The 2187-nt window shown below is 66.3% G+C and carries 1 pseudogene; it reads right to left on the bottom strand.

Annotated elements, in window-relative coordinates:
• Positions 1 to 2187 (bottom strand): annotated as a pseudogene (locus EN984_RS32040) (SPOR domain-containing protein); the annotation flags it as partial.

Raw genomic sequence — 2187 nt, forward strand, 5'->3', positions numbered from 1 at the left:
GTGCCGGTCTGGTCCGCGTCGGCTTGGGCCACTGGGGCAACATGCTGCGGCGCCGGATCGACCGGCTCGGTGGCGGCCACTAGCGGCGCGGCGGGCGCTGCCGGATCTTCACGCGGCACCAGCGAACCGTCCGACTTGACCACCATGGTCCTCACCTTGCGCGGCGCAACGGCGACGACATCGGCATTGGTGCCCTTGTCGGCATCCTGCAGCACCTGCGCAATGCGGTCCTCGGACTTGGGCGCGGGCGCCGTATTGTCGGCAGAAGCGTTGTCGGCCGAAGCGGCGCCGGCCATCGGCGCGGCATTGCCGACATCGGTTCCAGCGGCGGCTGCATTCTGGTCCGGCGAAAGGTCGATGGCGCGGGCCGGATCTTTCGCCTGGACGTCCACTGGCTCTTCGACGTTGGTGACCAGCTTTTCCTGGACCGGCTCGGCTGGCTTGGCGCCCCTGACCGCGTCGTAGACCTTGTTGTCCTGATTGGGCACCACGGCGCCGCCCGGATTCTCCGGCTTGACCTTGATCGGCGCGTTGTCGGCCTTGACGATGACAGGCGCTTCGCTGCCGCCCTTGCCGCCAAAGGACAGCGCAAAGGCCCCGAGACCGCCCGCGACCGCGACCGCGCCGACAATCGCGGCGATGAACAGTCCGCGTCCGCGCGTCGGCCTCCCGGCCTCACGCTCGCCGAGACCCGGAACAGCCATAGCCTCGTCGAGTTCGGGATCGTAGTCGAGTTCATCGACAGTAAAATCATCGGCTTGCGAAACCGGCTGGCTCCCTGGCAGGCCGTCGAGGTCGAAGCCGGAGGCGTCGGCATAACCCGTGGGCGCCGCCGCGCGGGCGGACATGTCCATCGGCCGCGCGGCATAGGTCCGCGCTTCCGGCTCATAGCCCGGCTTGAGCCCGTCGTAGCCCGGCTTGACCCCGTCATATGCCGGCTTGAGGCTGTCATAGCCCGGCTTGAAGCCCGCGGCATAGGAGTCATCATCGTAAGACGCGCTGGCCACATTGCTCGTGGGAACAGGAGCGACCTCCACCGCGTTCATCTCGGAGAGAAGGCTGGAGAACTCCGCATCGAGATCGTCGTAGCCAGACGACGCCGGCTGGTCTTCCTCGAAGTGCAGTTCGGGAATATCGAGATCGTCGGCTAGCGCGACGACACGCTCGGGTACATCGACCGTTTCGACGTCGGGCATGTCTTCGTAATGCGCAGGCTGGCGCGATTGGGGCGCCGGCACCGGGGCAGCGGGAGCCACGGTCTCGACCGGCTCGGACGAACGGTAGGACGTCATGGCGGCGACTGCCGGCGCGGCGGCCACGGATGCCACCGAAGCGGCCGGCTGAGCAAACGCAGGCTGAGCACTGAATGACGGCTGCTGCGGAACCGGCGTCACGCGGCTCCACGAACGCGTCGGCTCTGCCGGTTGGGAACGCTCCGCAAGCCAATCGAGAGAATCCGCCGAATTGTCCCGGTCAGTGGCTTCGTCACGCGGATCAAGATCCTTGGGCAAAGCCGCGTCGAACGCATCATCGTCGAAATCGACATCGCCAGCCGTGTGCCAAGTCGTATCCTGGAGTTCATCAAGCATAAGGTCGTCAATATCCGCATCGGCCGCTTGGGCCGTGCCAACATGCCGGTCCTGCTCAGGCGCGGGTTCGTCAAGATCCCAGTCGAGGTCGCCGACAAGATCGGCCGGTTCCTCGGCGGGCTCGGCAACAGGCGGCAGGGCGGCGACAGCCGGCTGAGCCGTGACGGGCTCACTGGCGACCAGCGCCGTGCGCGCCGTCATGGCACCCAGCAGCGCATTCAACTCGTCTTCCAGGCTCCGTTCGTCCGCGGCCGGGGCATGCGCCGCCGGCGCAACATGAGCCTCTGGCGCCGCCGGCTGGACCGTAGCGGCAGCAACCTCGGCGACCGGCTCTTCGGCCGTTTCGGCAAACGCGTCGTCCAAACTTAGGTCGAAAGCATCGTCCGAAATGCCTTCAGGGATGGGAATGTCGCCGTTCGCGTCAGTGATATCGACAAGCGCATCATGCGCGTGCGGCTCGTCGAAGGCATTCGGCTCATCCGCGCGAACGTCGAAATCCATGTCGACATCAGCCATCGCGTCGTCGAAATGGCCGGCAAAGCTCTCATCGGAAATTGCATGGCCGTCACGCGCCGCCTGCTCCGGCATGGGATACTTG

Source organism: Mesorhizobium sp. M7A.F.Ca.CA.004.12.1.1, from assembly GCF_003997835.1.
Classification (GTDB): Bacteria; Pseudomonadota; Alphaproteobacteria; order Rhizobiales; family Rhizobiaceae; genus Mesorhizobium.